Annotated in this window: 14 protein-coding genes and 5 pseudogenes; 7 read left to right on the top strand and 12 right to left on the bottom strand. The window is 67.0% G+C overall.

The genetic code is table 11. From position 1 onward, the window contains the following. Window positions 1-51: 51 nt before the first annotated feature. Window positions 52-321 (top strand): hypothetical protein, encoded by a 270-nt coding sequence (locus ACZ418_RS37855; RefSeq protein ID WP_468372084.1) that lies wholly within the window; start codon window positions 52-54, stop codon window positions 319-321. A gap of 97 nt (window positions 322-418) precedes the next feature. Here ACZ418_RS37855 and ACZ418_RS37850 read toward each other — a convergent pair whose 3' ends face one another. Then, window positions 419-775, bottom strand: coding sequence for a hypothetical protein (locus ACZ418_RS37850; RefSeq protein WP_468372081.1), 357 nt, complete (start codon window positions 773-775; stop codon window positions 419-421). A 748-nt stretch (window positions 776-1,523) separates the two neighbouring features. Between ACZ418_RS37850 and ACZ418_RS37845 the strand changes: the two genes are divergently transcribed. Next, window positions 1,524-1,904 (top strand): hypothetical protein, encoded by a 381-nt coding sequence (locus ACZ418_RS37845; RefSeq protein ID WP_468372079.1) that lies wholly within the window; start codon window positions 1,524-1,526, stop codon window positions 1,902-1,904. Window positions 1,905-2,004: 100 nt separating this feature from the next. Here ACZ418_RS37845 and ACZ418_RS37840 read toward each other — a convergent pair whose 3' ends face one another. Continuing rightward, window positions 2,005-2,430, bottom strand: coding sequence for a hypothetical protein (locus tag ACZ418_RS37840; protein WP_468372077.1), 426 nt, complete (start codon window positions 2,428-2,430; stop codon window positions 2,005-2,007). A 295-nt stretch (window positions 2,431-2,725) separates the two neighbouring features. On the opposite strand from ACZ418_RS37840, the gene ACZ418_RS37835 reads away from it, so the two are divergent. Continuing rightward, window positions 2,726-3,229: an ankyrin repeat domain-containing protein gene (locus tag ACZ418_RS37835; protein WP_468372075.1), complete on the top strand. Its 504-nt coding sequence runs from the start codon at window positions 2,726-2,728 to the stop codon at window positions 3,227-3,229. A 15-nt stretch (window positions 3,230-3,244) separates the two neighbouring features. On the opposite strand, the pseudogene ACZ418_RS37830 reads toward ACZ418_RS37835, so the two are convergent. The 9 genes and pseudogenes from ACZ418_RS37830 to ACZ418_RS37790 all read right to left on the bottom strand — a co-directional run. Continuing rightward, window positions 3,245-3,634, bottom strand: a pseudogene (locus tag ACZ418_RS37830) (transposase); the annotation flags it as partial. Window positions 3,635-3,834: 200 nt separating this feature from the next. Beyond that, complete coding sequence (locus tag ACZ418_RS37825) at window positions 3,835-4,626, bottom strand: class I SAM-dependent methyltransferase (RefSeq protein ID WP_468372072.1); 792 nt, start codon at window positions 4,624-4,626, stop codon at window positions 3,835-3,837. Between the two features lie 94 nt (window positions 4,627-4,720). Further along, window positions 4,721-5,029, bottom strand: a complete 309-nt coding sequence (locus ACZ418_RS37820) for a transposase (RefSeq protein ID WP_468372288.1) — start codon at window positions 5,027-5,029, stop codon at window positions 4,721-4,723. Window positions 5,030-5,041: 12 nt separating this feature from the next. Next, window positions 5,042-6,007, bottom strand: a complete 966-nt coding sequence (locus ACZ418_RS37815) for an NAD(P)H-quinone oxidoreductase (protein ID WP_468372286.1) — start codon at window positions 6,005-6,007, stop codon at window positions 5,042-5,044. A gap of 287 nt (window positions 6,008-6,294) precedes the next feature. After that, window positions 6,295-6,978: a type 1 glutamine amidotransferase domain-containing protein gene (locus ACZ418_RS37810; RefSeq protein ID WP_468372070.1), complete on the bottom strand. Its 684-nt coding sequence runs from the start codon at window positions 6,976-6,978 to the stop codon at window positions 6,295-6,297. 235 nt (window positions 6,979-7,213) lie between these two features. After that, window positions 7,214-7,522 (bottom strand): annotated as a pseudogene (locus ACZ418_RS37805) (type 1 glutamine amidotransferase family protein); the annotation flags it as partial. After that, window positions 7,509-8,240, bottom strand: a pseudogene (locus ACZ418_RS37800) (transposase family protein); the annotation flags it as partial. The pseudogenes ACZ418_RS37805 and ACZ418_RS37800, both read right to left, overlap by 14 nt. 46 nt (window positions 8,241-8,286) lie before the next feature. Beyond that, window positions 8,287-8,538, bottom strand: coding sequence for a hypothetical protein (locus ACZ418_RS37795; RefSeq protein WP_468372068.1), 252 nt, complete (start codon window positions 8,536-8,538; stop codon window positions 8,287-8,289). Between the two features lie 374 nt (window positions 8,539-8,912). Next, a pseudogene (locus ACZ418_RS37790) lies at window positions 8,913-9,351 on the bottom strand (transposase family protein); the annotation flags it as partial. Window positions 9,352-9,698: 347 nt separating this feature from the next. Here ACZ418_RS37790 and ACZ418_RS37785 point away from each other — a divergent pair. The 3 genes and pseudogenes from ACZ418_RS37785 to ACZ418_RS37775 form a co-directional block, all read left to right on the top strand. Further along, complete coding sequence (locus tag ACZ418_RS37785) at window positions 9,699-10,190, top strand: hypothetical protein (RefSeq protein ID WP_468372065.1); 492 nt, start codon at window positions 9,699-9,701, stop codon at window positions 10,188-10,190. A gap of 206 nt (window positions 10,191-10,396) precedes the next feature. Further along, on the top strand, window positions 10,397-12,439 hold the full coding sequence (locus ACZ418_RS37780; protein WP_468372063.1) for an NACHT domain-containing protein: 2,043 nt from the start codon (window positions 10,397-10,399) through the stop codon (window positions 12,437-12,439). Between the two features lie 39 nt (window positions 12,440-12,478). Then, window positions 12,479-12,862: pseudogene (locus tag ACZ418_RS37775) on the top strand (transposase family protein); the annotation flags it as partial. 343 nt (window positions 12,863-13,205) lie between these two features. Here ACZ418_RS37775 and ACZ418_RS37770 read toward each other — a convergent pair. Further along, on the bottom strand, window positions 13,206-13,505 hold the full coding sequence (locus ACZ418_RS37770) for a hypothetical protein (protein ID WP_468372060.1): 300 nt from the start codon (window positions 13,503-13,505) through the stop codon (window positions 13,206-13,208). A gap of 30 nt (window positions 13,506-13,535) precedes the next feature. On the opposite strand from ACZ418_RS37770, the gene ACZ418_RS37765 reads away from it, so the two are divergent. After that, window positions 13,536-13,796 (top strand): hypothetical protein, encoded by a 261-nt coding sequence (locus ACZ418_RS37765; RefSeq protein ID WP_468372058.1) that lies wholly within the window; start codon window positions 13,536-13,538, stop codon window positions 13,794-13,796. Window positions 13,797-13,817 lie beyond the last annotated feature (21 nt).

The raw sequence follows: 13,817 nt of genomic DNA, 5'->3' as shown, positions 1-13,817 counted from the left end.
GTCCGCCGTTCGCACGAAGCCTGCAGTACTGGCAAGAGCCACCCGCACGGCATGACCACCCAGGTGTTCCGCAGCAGCGACAAGGCGGTCGAGGCCGGCCGTACCGCTGTGGACGAAGGCGCGTTCGCCGACGGCGGAGCCGTGGGCGCCATCGTCATCGACTCCGCCCGGCGGGCCGTTTGGGCCTGCCACTTCAACTACCGCACGTGGGCGCCGGAAGAGATCACTCTGCCTGAGGACCTGCAGACCGTGCCCGCCACGGGTAGCCCCGAGTACACGGACCGGTTGCACCGGTGGGAGCAACACATCAGCAAGTTCTGACTGCAGTCGACTGCTGCATCTGCTGGCGAGCCAGACAGTCCCGGGCCCGGCCCTCCCAGCAGAGGGCCGGGGCACGTGCGCCGTGGGGCGGGTGATGTCAGCCCTGCTCGTCGGGCCGGGATACGGCGACCAGGCCCTTCGGGTAGCCCACCTTGTGGCCCCGCAGGTTCACCGACAGACCCCCGTCGGGCCGTACGAGCCGTACGCGCCTGATCCCGTAGTACGTCCGGCCGTTCAGGAACAGCGCGAGGCCCACGACGAACGAGAAGGCGGCCAGGAAGAACAGAACACCGACGGAGAAGAAGCCTGGTTGCGCATGACCCTCGTCGGCCGTCCGGCCACCGGCGCTGATCAGCATCGGCACCCACACCAGCAGCGACGCCAGCAGGCCGGCCCCGACCGCGATATGGGCACGGCGCTTGCTTTCGGCCTTCCTCAGGCTCTCGACGGTCATGGCGAGGACGCTCTTGCAGCGCGGACACTCCACCTTGATCACAGTGTCCGGGGTCTGCGGCCGGATAAATCCGGCCCCGGTAAACACGTGGTACAGCCAGCGGGTGTCGACGACGTTTCCCCTGACTTTGGCACGAAGCAGGCAGCCGAGCTGCAGCGTGTAGCTCTCTTGAAGTCTGCCAGAGCCTGGCATGCTCACCTTCTCCCCAGGGCGCACGCAGCACCCACTATAAGGACTGTGTGACGAGACGACATGGTCGCCCACGGGATTACTCGGCGTAAACCGACCGCCGTATGCCACGATCGCCCAGGCAGAGGTTCCACGGAGCTCGGAGCCGCGGTGTTGACCGCGTCCGAGCGGCGAACGACGCCGGCCACCCAGCGGGCCCGCATTCCGGGCCCTCCATCTCGCCCGTGCCGTCCTGAACGGCCGCCAGGCGCTGGCGCAGTCGTCGTTCCCGACGCCACTGCCGGGACCGACACACCGACGCACAGAACTCCGGTCCGGGCTCCTGGCCTCAGCCGTTCCCCGCAGCCCCGGCAGATCCTTTCCCCAGCCCGACCGGCCTCTTCGGACACCAGGCCGGCGTAGGACTCAAGGCTATTGAGCACCGGGGATCAGAAACACGCACGAAGAGGACGGCCAACGCCCCCGCCCCTGGCACTCGATCTGCCAAGGAAGCAGGGACGTGGGGGGCGGTCACCGTGGTAGCGAGCAACGACGGCCGAGCGATGACCGCGGTGATACTGTGCCGGCTGACCGGGGCCACCACAGCGGCCTGGCGCAGTGCATGACCGGCGGGGAGCTGACCCTCGGAGCGGTGCTGGCGCGGCTGGAGGAGCGGGAACGGGAGATCGCTGCGCAGGCCGAGACGACGAGGGAGCAGATTGCGCAGCTGACCGCTCGGCTGGACGAACTCGGCCGGGCCGCCGACGAGGTCCGGATCATCCGCAAAACGCTGCTCGGGCTGCCCGATCCGCAGCCGCCCGCCCCGAAGCTGCCGGACCATCCGGCCTACCAGCAGATCATGGCGCTCTTCGCCACGGCCGGCGCCCCACTTCGCGCACGACAGGTGTGCGAGGCGATGGACCTGGAGATCGCGCCCAACAACATCAACAACACCGCCTGAAACTCAAGCGGTTGACCGAGCGCGGCATCCTGGTCGAGACCGGACCGGGCTTGTTCACTCAGCCGCGGTCGTAGCCGCCCGGCCGCCCTATGTGACGGCATCACCTTGGGCCAGCGTCAGGATCGACCCTCACCCACGGCAGCTCATCGAACTGCGCGATGATCCGGCTCCAGCCACCGCTTCGCGCGACGCCGGTGGGAGCCGCATCGTCCAACCAGATCTCCGTGCCCGGCGGAAGATCCTCCGGTCCGCGCTCGGTGTCGATGACGAGGGTGAACTCGGGGTCATCAGGACTGCTGCGGCAGTAGTACATGTCTCCGTCGCGCCAGGCTTCCAGAGCGAAGTCCGCAAGGATCGCTCGCCCGTGGCGGCCCTCGGGAAAGAGCAGAAGCAGAGTGTCGCCTCGCACGGGCACGTCGGTGTCAGCGACACGGGCGGCCAACGCCTTGATAGGGACGGCGGGCTGGACCTGGAGACCGAAGCCGGTGCGGTGCGAGCCGGTCACGGTCACGATGCGGTACGGCACACCGTATCTTCCCACCATCCTTGGGGCTTTCCCATAAGCCGGGCGCCGGCGGCGGTCGGTGGGCGGAACATCGCGTCGCCTCAGGCGACCAGCCTCAATTCCCCTTCGCGTATTCCGTCACCCCGGGAACTTCATTTCATCGGTGCCTCTGCTTGGGGCCCGGGTGCCGGCCGCTGCGCCGACTACTGTTTCCTGGCGAAGTTGCCGGTGTCGGCTTCGGTGAGGATGCCGAGTTTGACCAGGCGTTTCAGCTTGGCCCGGGTGCCTTCGACGTTGGTGTGCGGCCGGGGACCTAGTGAAAGTCAGCGACAGCGGGGCGTTCGAGGTCGCGGACCAGGGCGGGAACGTGTGTGTCCAGACCTTCCGCGAGGAGGGCTTCGCCCCTGAACACTTCGCAGACCTCAAGGAAGCCACCGGGTTCCTCGGGGGGTGCCCCTATGTCCTTTGTCGAGCTGTCGTGATGATGGCTGGCATGACGGATGAGGTTCAGGGCTCGGGCCGTGAGAGCCGCCGGGGGTGGACGCCGCTGCACTTCGCGGCGGATGAGCAGGATGCCGCGGCTGTCGGCTCTCTTCTGGCGGCGGGTGCGGGGGTGGATGTCCCCGACGAGCAGGGCAATACGCCTTTGTGGCAGGCGGTGTTCACGTATCGAGGTGATGGTGCGGTGTTGTCGCTGCTGGTCAATGCCGGTGCCGATCCGGACATGGCCAACCTTCACGGTGTGAGTCCGCGGCGCCTTGCCGACTGGCGTATTGGTTCAGATGCCGTGGTGCATCTCGGGGATCGTCCTGTCTCGTAGTGCAGGTTATGTAGGTCAGGTGGCTTTGGCGGGCTGTGGCTCATAGAAGGTTCCGTCGTGGAGCATGGCGAAGAGGACATCGGCCCGGCGTCGGGCGAGGCAGAGCTGGGCCTGGGTGTGGTGGTTGCCCTGCGCGATCTTCTTGCCGTAGTAGGCGCGCGAAGCCGGGTCGCGCAGGGCGGCGAACGCGGAAAGGGAGAAGGCCCGTTTGAGCTGCTTGTTTCCCCGTCGGGATGGCTGTTCGCCTCGGATCGAGGACCCGGAACTGCGGGTCGCCGGGGCGAGACCGGCGTAAGCGGCGAGGTGGCCGGCGGTCGGGAAGGTGCTGCCGTCGCCGACCCCGATGAGGATCCTGGCCCCGGTCCTGACGCCGACTCCCGGCGTGGACGTCAGGAGCTTCGAAAGAGACATCCGATGCGGTTGATCTGTCAAGCGGCAACGGAGAGTTGAGGGGCTTGGGGTACGGGGAATGCGGTGGCTTCGTCGTAGTGGGTTCGTTTGGTGAGGCAGTGGTGGAGGCAGCCGAGCATGCGGTTGACGGGCTGGCACAGCGCTCCACTTGGCCATTCGGAGACACGGCCGTCTCGGCCGGCCCCACGGCTGGGTCAGCCCGGCTTGACCGCCAGCGTCGCAAAATAGTTCGACATGTATTGAGCGGATGCGTTGGATTGGTGCGGCGCTTCCGCGAAGCCGGTGAGGACGAACCCCGCGGCGAGTTGCCCGCCGATCTGGTCGGTGAGGGTGTGGCTGTATTCAAGAGCGGCATCCGCGCCGAACTTCGTGGCGCGTTCCTCGGCGGAGTACTGCGTGACATCGCTGTAGGGCAGCTTGTGCACGACGATCAGCTCGCCGCGCTCGTCGAGCGCCTCGTGGTCGAACAAGTACACATCAGGGTTGAGGAAGCCCGCGAGCAGAGTTCCGCCCGGTCGCAGGGCGCGGAAGCACTCACGCCACACCGCTGCCAAGTCTGGTACGAATAGGTTAGAGACCGGATGGAATACGACGTCGAATGTTGCGTCGCCGAAGGCGCTGAGGTCGCGCATGTCGCCTAGGACGGTGCGCAGCTCGAGTCCGTCGCGCGCCGCCACCATCTGGTCCTGGCCGAGCTGGCGGGGTGAGTTGTCGAATACGGTGACCCGCGCCCCCGCGGCGGCGAGGATCGGACCCTGCTGGCCACCGCCGGAGGCCAGGCACAACACGTCCTTGCCGGCCAGGTCCGTCGGCAGCCAGGAGCGGTCGACTGGCTCACGCCCGATGAGAACAATCGACCAGTCGCCCATGCGGGCGCGCTCGACATCCTCAGCACTCACCGGCCTCGACCACTCGTTGCCCTCTTGGACATACTTGTCCCAGGCTGCCCGATTGTGGGCAACCGGGTCGACATCAATGTCCTGCACGTTTAACTCCCCTGCTACAGCCAAGCGGACACCTGCGGTACTGACAGCTCGGTGACGCTAGCCAACACGATTGCAGGGTGCGGGCTCAACGAAATTAGCGGGCATCGAGGTGTCCACGGGCTCGACGGGTGGTCGCGCAGCGGGTGCGTAAGCGCTGGTTGCCGGGGTTGCGGAAGCTGTAGGCGTCGCGGGCGATTGTTTTGATGACCCGGTTGGTGCCTTCGGAGCCGGCGTTGGTGATCCCGGTGTGCAGGAACGCAAGGATCTCTGGCCACCACGTCTCGACGGTTGTGGCTAGGCGCTGCAGTTCGGGAAGGTCGGCGTCGGCGCATCGGCGGTAGAACCGGTACAGCAGATCGCGGACCTGTTCCCGGTCCGGGCGGGTCCGGGCGGTGGCAAGCAGCGACTCTTGGAGTCATTCCGCGCCGGGGTTGAGTAGGACGATTTTGCCGATGTGGTGGGCGTCCTGGATGCGATGAGCTTCTGCGGCCTGGTCCATGGGCAGGGTCCGGTCGATGACGACCTGCACCGTTCCGCGCTCGATCAATGGCCATACATGTTCCTGGACTTCGGCCACGATCGCTGCCTTTTGTCCGGCCTGGCGGGAGCGCAGTGTGGTCCCGTGTACGGACGCGCGCTTGAAGAGGAGTTCGGCGAGGTTGAGTTCGCCCTCCAGGCTATTCTGCAGCCCGATGATGACCAGGCGCCCGTCGAGGGCCAGGGATTTGACGTTGCGCGGAAGGTAGTCGCCGCCGATGACGTCGAGGATCACGTCGTAGGGGCCGTGCTCGGCGAAGTCCTCGGTGCGGTAGTTGATCGCGAGGTCGGCGCCGAGTTCTCGGACCCTGGCAGCGTGCTCGGGGTCGCCGATGGTGGTGACGACGCGGGCGCCGTGGGCCTTGGCGATCTGAATGGCTGCCGTGCCGATGCCGCCGGCTCCGCCGTGCATGAGGAAGGTCTCACCTGCCTTCAGCCCACCCGTCATGAGGACGTTGGACCACACCGTTGCGGTGGCTTCCGGCAACGCCGCCGCCTGGACCAGGCTGACGCCCTTGGGCACCGTGAGCAGCTGCCCTTCAGGGACAGCGACCTTCTGCGCGTATCCGCCTCCGGTCAGCAGTGCGCACACCTCGTCGCCGGGCTGCCAACGCGTCACACCCTCGCCGACAGCGCTGATCCGTCCGGAGACCTCCAGGCCCGGATAAGGCGATGCTCCCTCCGGAACCGGGTACAGTCCCAGCCGCTGTGCCACATCGGCGCGGTTGACGGCGCCGGCAACGACGTCGATGACCACCTCACCCATTGCGGGGACGGGGTCCTCCACATCGATCCACTGCAGGACTTCGGGCCCGCCAGGTTCCTTGATCGAAACTGCTTTCAAGACATTCCTCCAAGTGCGCCGCCTGACGGACGGCACATACGCCGGTCCCGACGTTGTGAAAATGTGGGTGAGAGGGCACGCCCGGCAGGCTCACTCTGATCCGGGGCCGCCGCAGAACCTCCGCCCGAGCCTGCCTGTCCTGTCGCGCACTGAAACTGACGAGCCCAGGCCCCTGACAGCCCTGAGCTCGAAGAACAAGCCACCTGTCACCCGACAAGACGCGAGCAGAACTGTCAAACGACCCGAGACGCTTCATGCAGGACCAGGCCAGTCGAAATGGATCAAGGTCAAAGGCGGTGCAGCGTCTCGATGATCTTTGCGGTGACGACCTTGGTGGAATACGGGTTCTGTCCCGTCACGAGCCTGCCGTCAGCGGTGGCGAAGGGGGTCATCGGGATGGTGTTCTTGACATAGTGCGCGCCCCGCTTGCGGAGTTCGTCCTGCAGCAGGAACGGCACCCGGCTCTTCACCATGGCGACTCGCTCCTCCGCGGTGGAGAACCCGGTGACGGTGCGGCCGTCGACGAGCAGGGAGCCGTCGGAGAGCGTGATGTTCAGCAGCCCGCAGGCACCATGGCAGACCGAGGAGACCACGCCGCCGTTCTCATAGATTTCCCGCGCGGCCTGCTGAAGCGCGGCATTGTCGGGAAAGTCCCACATGACGCCATGCCCGCCCGTGTAGAAGATCGCGGCATACTGGGCCGGGTCGACGTCGGCCGCCTTGCTGGTGTGGTCCAGGTTCGACATGAACGCGCGATCGTTCATGTAGTCGCGTACCCCTTTGTCGGCCGTTCTGATGCTTCGGGGGTCCAGCGGTACCTGCCCCCCTGCTGGACTGACGATGTCGACCTCGAATCCAGCCTTGCGGACTCCGTCGTAGAAATGAACCAGCTCTGCGATCCACAGTCCGGTCTGGTGGGGGTTCGTTCCGTAGGTCGCCTGGTTGGTGACTACGGCGAGGATCTTGCTCATCTGTGTCCTTCTGACGGTGAGGCAGGGTTCTGGGGGCTGCCCGGATCACGAACGTTTTTCATGGCGCCACGGCCTGTGGAAAGAAGAGGTGATACAGCCTGGGAGGAGTCGGCCGCCTCAGTTGCCGTTGGCATCGGTGGCGATGTCGTCCGCGTGGCGCACTGCACCCGTACGGGGGCTGGCTGGCGAAAGCAGCCTCTGGTGCCCCTCTCAAGCGCAATCGGATATGCGAGGTTCAGGTCAGCTTCTTGAGGATTTCGGCTGCGGCGGGTCCGGCGGAGGCGGGGTTCTGGCCGGTGACCAGGTTGCGGTCGACGACCACGTTCGGGGCCCACGGCTCGCCCTCCTGGTAGTCCGCGCCGATCTCGACCAGGCGGTCCTGGAGCAGCCACTTGGCCTTGGCCGCGAGGCCCGTCTGGGTCTCCTCGGCGTTGCTGAAACCGGTGAGCCGATAGCCGGCGAAGGCATTGCTGCCATCGGCCTTGGTGGCGGCCAGCAGCGCGGCCGGGGCGTGGCAGACCACGCCGAGCGGCGAAGCCGTGCTCGACCGGTGCCCGGACCGCCGCCAGCGCCTTGTTGGAAAGCTTCAGTCCCCTGGACAGTGGCTTGTTGCGGGCGGCCTTGTAGCCGGTGATCATCGTCGGGTTGGTATCCGGGGCGCTGTCGTCGAGGCCGACGAAGCCCAGGTCGGCGATCGCGCCGAGGCCGGCCGCGCGCAGATGGGCGGTCAGTCTGTCGTAGCGGCACGCGGTGATCTCCGAAGTGCGTCCGGGGCGGACCGCGCTCACCCAGACCAGGCGGCCCTTGTCGTCGGTGAGCGCGATCACGAGCAGGCCGTGGCACTTGTGCTTTCCGGAGTAGTTCTTGCGGTTCTCGGTCCCGGTGCGGCGGTGGGTGCGGATCAAGGAGCCGTCCAGCAGTACCACCCGCCTCCCGATCGGGCGATCTTCTTCAGCGCGCGGTCCAGGCGCGGGGCGCGGGCGGCCGGCAGCCCGACGACTTCCCGCACCCATCGTGACACCGTGGTGCGGTGCACCCCGTTCCCGCCGGCCAGGTCGCCGGGCCGCTGGTCACAGCGCAGGACGGCCAGCGCGATGCCGACGATCTTCCCGGCGGGCAGGGCCCGCCACCGCGATCTGATCTTCTTGCAGTGGCCGCGGATCAGGGTGGGCGAGCCCGTTCAAGGTGGCGCTCGACAGCGGCAGGCGGGCGGTGTAGACAAGACCGTCGGAGCCCTCGACGAGACCGTTGTTCTTCTTCACACCAAACTCAACTGCCGCCGGGCGCCCTCCAGTTACGTCGGCACGGCTACAGGCGTGCGGTGAACTTCGCGTCGCCACGTTTGTGCAGCCAGCCGCGGTCCGCGAGCTTGACCAGCTTCGCCCGCCGCGGCTCCAGTTTCCCGCGCACCTCCACCTGAAGGCCCAGCTCCTCGCCCACCGCCCGTACCTGCACCGGACCGCCGGCGGCCCGCACGATCTCCAGGATCCGGCGGTAGTCGCCAGGCAGCGCGGCCTCGTCCACGCTGTCGCCGCGGGTGCGGAACCAACAGCACCGCACGCCCTGCCACCTGCGCCGACGCCGGCGCAGAGGCAGCCCGCTCCTCGGCGACCTGCTCGCTCATCCGTGCCAGGACCCGCTCGGCGACCGCGAGTTCGTCCCGCTCGGCCCGCGCCTGGTCCAGCTGCTTGACCAACTGCTTTGCCAGTCCGTCCAGTTCCGCGCGGCGCGCGGCGATCCGTTCCAGCACCTCAGGGTCCACCATGCCCGGGAGCGTAGGAGCCGCACGGGCTGGAATGGACCAGAACCTGCGAAGACCTCCCTGCCCGACGATCTACACGGCAGACTGCCGCACGCGACCAGCACGAGCAGCCGGGCACGGGATCACACCAGGCCCGTGACCTGCCACTTCACACACAACTCATTGAGCCTTTTCAGCGTTGCCTCTTTAGGGTGAGGACCGCGGCGGCGATGACGGTCATGCGGTTGGGGCTGCAGCGGCTTCTGCGGAAGATCCGCCAGGACTTCAGGCGGGCGACGCCTCGTTCGACAGGAGCGCGGGCGTGGGCGAGCGCGCGGTTCAGCGTCCGTTCGGTCGGTGAGAGTTCGCCGCTTGGCGGGCGTCGGATGGCGGTGGTGACCCAGGAGCCTGCGCCGATGTAGGCGCAGTCTGCGAGGACCGGGACGCCCTGGCGTTCGCAGATCCGGATGATGCGGTGGGTGCGGGCGGCGGTCAGGTCGTAAGCGCGGCCCGGGCAGAGCTGGCGAGATCCACAGCAGCCGGCCTTCCGGTTCGTTGACGACCCGGACGTTCACGCCGTGCCGTCGGTGCTTGTGGGAGAAGTCTGCCCGGCTGTCGCCGACCCGGTCGGGATGTATCCGTGAGCCGTGGCACGATAGTTGTCACCAAGGTAGGCTTGTTGTCACCGGGACCGCCGGACAGGCGCGCCGAGCTGGTCGCCGGGGCCAGGGAGCAGCTCAGGCGACTGGTGGAGCGCCAACGTCGGTGACACCCCCCTGCTTCGCACGCCGCTTGCGACAAGACGAGCGCCGACCTGGTGACAACCACCCTGCTTCGCCTCGCTGAAACCGCAGTGCAGCGGTGCCGATTGTGACATCTATCGGCTCAATCCGGCAGATCCTCCGCTTGCGAGGTAGGGGTCGCGATAGGGTCTGATGCGAGGTCAGATGCGTGGGCAGCACCGAGTGGGGGGTGTGCGGTGACGGGTATCGAGGTCGCGGTCGGGTATGTGTTCGCCTACCTGGTCCGCAAGGCTAAGCGCGTGGCGGGCCGGGCAGACGCCGAGGTCGACCGGGGCTTGGACGCCGGGATGGACCGCCTGCACGACCTGGTCAGCACCAAGCTCGGGCAGGATCCCGCGCTGGAGCGCGCCGTCGAGGAGGCCGAGGCCGGGCAGGGCGAGCCCAGTGAGCGCACCCGGCGCCGGCTGGCTGACTCTCTGGAGGACGCCGCCGAGCGCGACCCGGACTTCGCCCAGGTGCTGCAGGAGCTGGTGGAGCAGCTGCGGGCTGCCGAGAAGGCCGCGGCGGCTGCACATGGTGGGGTGTCGGTGTCCGGCAGCGGCCAGGCAGTGGGTGGCAACGTGACCATCACGGCAGGGGACGGCGGGGCCGCCGCAATGACGATGGGCGACGTGACGATCGGATCCCGCCCGGCGGACCCTTACCGGCCGGGCCCGGACCAGAGCTGACCGCGCCCGGCACCACCCCCGCCGCGCAGACCGTCACCGACAAGGCGGTCATCGCACATGCGATCGCAGCTCATAAGATCGGCCAGGTCACGTACTACGCGGCACCGGCGCCGAACGACGCACCGCCATTCATCGCCAACGCCGGCCGCCTGTACATCGGGAAATGGCGCTGGATAGCCCTGACGTGTGACACTGCCCTGACTGCCGTGCTCCTCATCGTCCCGCATGACGGCGGCGAGAAGGGCACGATCCTCTACCTCGCGTTGGCTGCGCTCGCCTTCGCGATCACGACCGGATGGCTCCTGAAACCCGCACGCCGCCTCCATACCGGATGGGCGGCAACGAAGCTGGCCAAAGCCGTGGCGGCGGAGCAACAACGCTTCCTCGATCTGGCACTGGGCAGCCGTACCAGTCAGACTCGGCCAGCCGACCAGCCGTTCTCCAATTGGGCGCCGGACGACCTGCCGGACGCGGCCGAAGAGTTGCTGCTGCAGTGGCAGGACCTCGCCGGGAATGACGCCGGCACGCTGGGCGATGTCGCCACCTTTTTCTTGGAGAAGGCCGATGGCCGGCTGATGGTGCTCGGCAACCCCGGCATGGGCAAGACCGTGCTGCTCACCCAGCTCACCCTCGACCTGATGCCCGCCGATCCGTCGACCGGCGTGATCCCCGTCTTGCTCAGCCTGAGCGGCTTCACACCGATCGACGGCACGTCGCGGGAGCAATACGACCACTTCACATCGTGGCTGGAGGGGACTCTTGCTCAGCGCTACGGGCTGCGCCTGCCAGAGGTACAGTCCCTGGTCCGCGCCGAACGTATACTCCCGATTCTGGACGGCCTCGACGAAATGGACGCTCCCGGAAAGCCGGGGGCTATGCGGGCGAAGGCTACCGCCATGCTGGCCACGCTCAATCACGAGCGGCGACGCGTCGTCGTGGCCTGCCGCCTGGAAGACGCCAGCAAGATCGCCGGCGGGGATGAGCTGTCCGGCCTGCTACACGACGCCCGTCACGTCGTCCTGCAACCGCTGACCCCCCAGGCAGTGGAGTCCTATATCAGTCATCGTTTTCGGTTCCACGACCCTGCCCGCTGGAAGTTCGTGCTGGCCGAGGTACGGCGCGGCAAAAGACTGTGGGAGACCCTGTCTGTACCGCTCTACCTGCATTTGGCGGTGACCTCATATGCCGGACGTCGCACGAAGCCTGCTAAGTTGATCGGCATGCGCCGAGACAAACTGCGCAATCACCTGCTCGCTGGTTTCGTTCCGGCCGTCCACAAATACGCCACCAGCGAGCGTGACCCCGGGGGGACGCCCGAGCAGGTGACCTCGTGGCTCGGTACGATCGCCTGTTACCAGCAGGCCCAGGCCGGCACGGACGAGTCCAAGGAGTCCTCCATCGACCTGCCCTCGCTGGGCAGGCTTACGCACAGGCGGATGATGCGACTTGTCGGCTTGGCCCTGCTGGTGGGCGGCGCGGCCACCATGAGCATCGTCTACCTTGCCTGGCATGCCGTCGGCCGATCCGACATATCGGTGCTCAACGCGGCCTTGGCGGCGACAGAGTTACCTGTCGCGGCGGGCATCGCGCTGTCGATCCCGCACAGGCTTACCTTCAGCCGGATCAATATCAAGGCGTTGCGCGCTCGGGCGGTCCGTCACCGCGCTACCTTCATCGCCTGCGCCTGGGTCCTTGGCTCGATCCAAGGACTCGTCATGATGAGATATCTCCTCGGCGGTCTCCAGGCACTGCCCGCCACAGCCGCGCTCGTGCTGGCCAGTGCCCTTCTGAGCGTGATCACCAATGACCTGGTGGTGGACGCCAACGCCGCCTCGATCAGGCAGTTGCTCCGCCAGTCGCTGGGCTACTCGCTGCTGATCGGAGCGCTCGTGTCAGTCCTGTTCAACGCGCTCCTCTATGTCAAGGTCTCATGGCTGAACAATCTGATCGACTGGAGTGCCCTCACAGTCCTGATGAGCCTGACAATCGGAAAGGGAAATGGCTGGCTGACCTTCTTCATCGGCACCCGGAGTGCGGCACGCCACGGCGTCCTGCCACGGCGTACGGCGGAGTTCCTGGACTGGTGCATCGACGTGGGCCTGCTCCGGATGAGTGGGCAGGAGCTGCAGTTCCGCCATCAACACCACCGGGACTGGCTCATCCGGGACGCCAACCGCAACCCCAACGCCCGCGGCTGGCCGAGCGGTGCATCGAGAGCTGAGGTTCGGCCGCGCCGCTTAACCGTATGAGTTACTGAGCGTTTTCAGCGTGGCCACCGATGGGGTGACGCGGCGAAGCCGCAACGCACGACGGACCCGGCCGGCGAGATTCTGTGGCTGTCGCCGGCACTGCCAGGCCGGACCCACGACCTGACGGCCGCCCGCACCCACAAGATCCTCCGGATCTGCGCGCGCCAGGGCGTCCCGATCCTCGCCGACATGGCCTACATCGTTGCGGGCGACTGGGTCACCACCGCCAAGCGCCGCCCGCCAGGCGGTGAACTCACCCTCACCGAGCAGACCCAGAACCGGGCCCTGTCCGCGGCCCGTGCACCCGTGGAACGAGGCATGGCACGGCTGAAGTCCTGGCAGATCTTCCGCAGATCCCGCATCAGCCCCAACCGCATGAGTGTCATCACCAAAGCCGTCCTCACCCTCGAGAAGCAACGCTGAAAACGCTCATTGACCACAACAGCACATTCAACCGTCGTTTCTGCCTTCTCTCCGTGGCCTGATCTTCGTAGATCACATGCCATTAGCTCCGCATTGACTTTGCTCGTGCGGTGTTGGTGTGGCGTGGCTGTCGCGTTGCTTATTGATCTTGGCCGTGGTCTGCTATTGCTCGGCTGTGCTGGGCGGCGTTTTCGTCGTGTGGGGGAGGTCTTGCGCGGTGCCGAGGGGTGCCCTCATCTCCGCCACAGGGAGGTCGTACCTGCGGTTCCCTTGATCCAGGGTGTCGGTGCCCGCGGGTGGGTTGCCGCCGATGCGGATTTCGGCGGCTGAGCCTCCTGATCCGTCACGCTGCGTCGAAGTCCGACCGGGGCCGGACCTCCACGACGAAGTCCGCATCCTCCGTCTCGCCCGCCTCGTCGTGCCAGAGGAAGACGCGCACATGCATCGCGTGGTGGAGGCCGGTCCTCTCCCACTCGGTCATGAGGTCGGCGACGATGCGGCCGATGGCGTGCTTGGCGCCTTCGTCCGTGTCGGCGGCGGTGATCACGCCGTGCCATTGTTCGGGGTCGCTGCCGTAGGGGCGCCAGCCCTCGGACCCGTGCGGCTCGAACACCCGGTAGGTCCAGTCCGTATTGGTGTTCATAACACCGATCGTGTCACCGCAAGGAGCCTCATGCGCCGTATCGGATCGACGCCCGCCGAGCGCGGGTCCGTCGGAGCGAACAACTGCCCGGATGTCGTGGAGCGGGACGACGGCGACTTCTTGGTGATCGGGGAGGTGCATCTCCTGACCGAGCCGGAGGCGGAGCGGATGAACGAGCTGGGCGTCTCGATCGGTGAGGGTGAGTCCCTGGTCTTGGTGCCGCGCGACTGCATCCTGGCCGCCGCGAAGCAGCTGGCGTTTGAGGGGGGCGCCGAGCCGGGTGGGACGTAGCGGCCGGGGTCACCGGTCGGA

The sequence above is a fragment of the Streptomyces sp. NPDC030820 genome (genome assembly GCF_055572075.1).
This window is presented reverse-complemented; position numbering and strand designations above follow the sequence as displayed.